This is a genomic window from Micromonospora zhanjiangensis, from assembly GCF_042650605.1.
GTDB classification, from domain to species: domain Bacteria; phylum Actinomycetota; class Actinomycetes; order Mycobacteriales; family Micromonosporaceae; genus Micromonospora_J; species Micromonospora_J zhanjiangensis.
In genome coordinates this window covers 1-1,519 of sequence record NZ_JBHSBN010000098.1, presented here as the reverse complement: position 1 = coordinate 1,519, position 1,519 = coordinate 1, and the positions used below count along the sequence as shown (strand labels likewise).

1 protein-coding gene is annotated in these 1,519 nt (G+C 70.2%); it reads left to right on the top strand.

Going from position 1 to position 1,519, the window contains the following annotated elements:
* Nucleotides 1-133: 133 nt before the first annotated feature.
* On the top strand, nt 134-1,516 hold the full coding sequence (locus tag ACFOX0_RS34085) for an IS1380 family transposase (protein WP_377553796.1): 1,383 nt from the start codon (nt 134-136) through the stop codon (nt 1,514-1,516).
* Nucleotides 1,517-1,519: the final 3 nt, after the last annotated feature.

Genomic DNA, 1,519 nt, shown 5'->3' with positions numbered 1-1,519 from the left:
CCTCGGTCTTTCACGGTGGCCGTGATCTTGAGGGTTGGGAAGGGTCTGTAGAGACAGCGAAGTGCCTGCCGCGTAAGGAAAACTGACCGGTGTCGAGTCGTTCAGAGTTCCACGCGCGGAAGGCACTTCGTAGGTGCAGAGTACCGATTGGTCCAAAGGTTTGTCTGTCGAGGTCGGTGGTCGTGGTGTGGTGTCGCACGCCGGGTTGGTGTTGCTGCGCGCGTTGGCGGACAGGACCGGCCTGACCGGGGCGTTGTCGCGGGCGGTGGCGCGTCGGGGGTTCACGCCAGGGCGGGACCGGGGTCGTGTCTTGACCGATCTCGCGGTGATGATCGCTGACGGTGGTGAGGCGATCGCCGACATCGACGTGGTCCGGCATCAGGCAGACGTGTTCGGACGGGTGGCCTCGCCGGCGACCTGTTGGCGGGCCCTTGACGAGGTCGACGACGTACGGGTGCGCCGGATCGCCCGGGCTCGGGCGAAGGTACGGGCCCGGGTGTGGTCGCTGTTCGACCGGTTGCCGGCCGCCCGGGCCGCGGGTCGGGACGTCGAGGCCGGGGTGGTGGTCCTGGACGTCGACGCGACCCTGCTGGTCGCGCACAGTGAGAAGGAAGGCGCGGACAAGACCTACAAACGCACCTTCGGATTCCATCCCTTGCTGGTTACCTGCGACAACACCGGGGAAATGCTGGCCATCCAGTTGCGGCCGGGTAACGCGGGGGCGAACACCGCCGCCGATCACCTGCACGTGCTGGGCGAGGCGTTCGCGCAGGTCCCCGCCGCGCACCGGCGGCATCTGCTGGTGCGGGCCGACTCGGCCGGCGCCACCCACGCCGTGCTCGACTGGCTCACCACCCAGGACGTCAAGCGGGGCCGCACGGTGGAGTACTCGATCGGCTGGTCCATCGGTGAGGCGGAACGCCAGGCGATCACCGGCGTTCCCACCTCGGCCTGGGCACCGGCGATCAACGCCGACGGTGGCCTACGCGACGGCGCGCACGTCGCCGAGTTGACCGGCCTGCTCACCCTGACCGGCTGGCCTGCCGGGATGCGGGTCATCGTCCGCCGGGAACGGCCGCACCCCGGCGCCCAGTTGACGCTGTTCGAGGAACGCGACGGCTGGCGCTACACCGCGTTCGTCACCAACACCACCCTCGGCGCCCTGCAGTGGCTGGAAGCCCGCCACCGCGCCCACGCCCGAGTCGAGGACCGGATCCGCTGCGCCAAGGACACCGGCCTACGCCGACTACCCTCCCGCGAGTTCGCCATCAACCAGGCGTGGTGCACCCTCGCCGCGATCGCCGCCGACCTGATCGCCTGGCTGCAGATCCTCGCCCTGACCGGTGACCTGGCCCGCTGCGAACCGAAGACCCTGCGCTACCGCCTGCTGCACACCGCCGCGCGCCTGGTCCACGGCCAACGCCGCCGCCGACTACGCATCCCACCGACCTGGCCCTGGGCCGAACAGATCACCGCCGCGTTCGCCCGGATCGCGGCCATCCCCGCACCCGGCTGACCA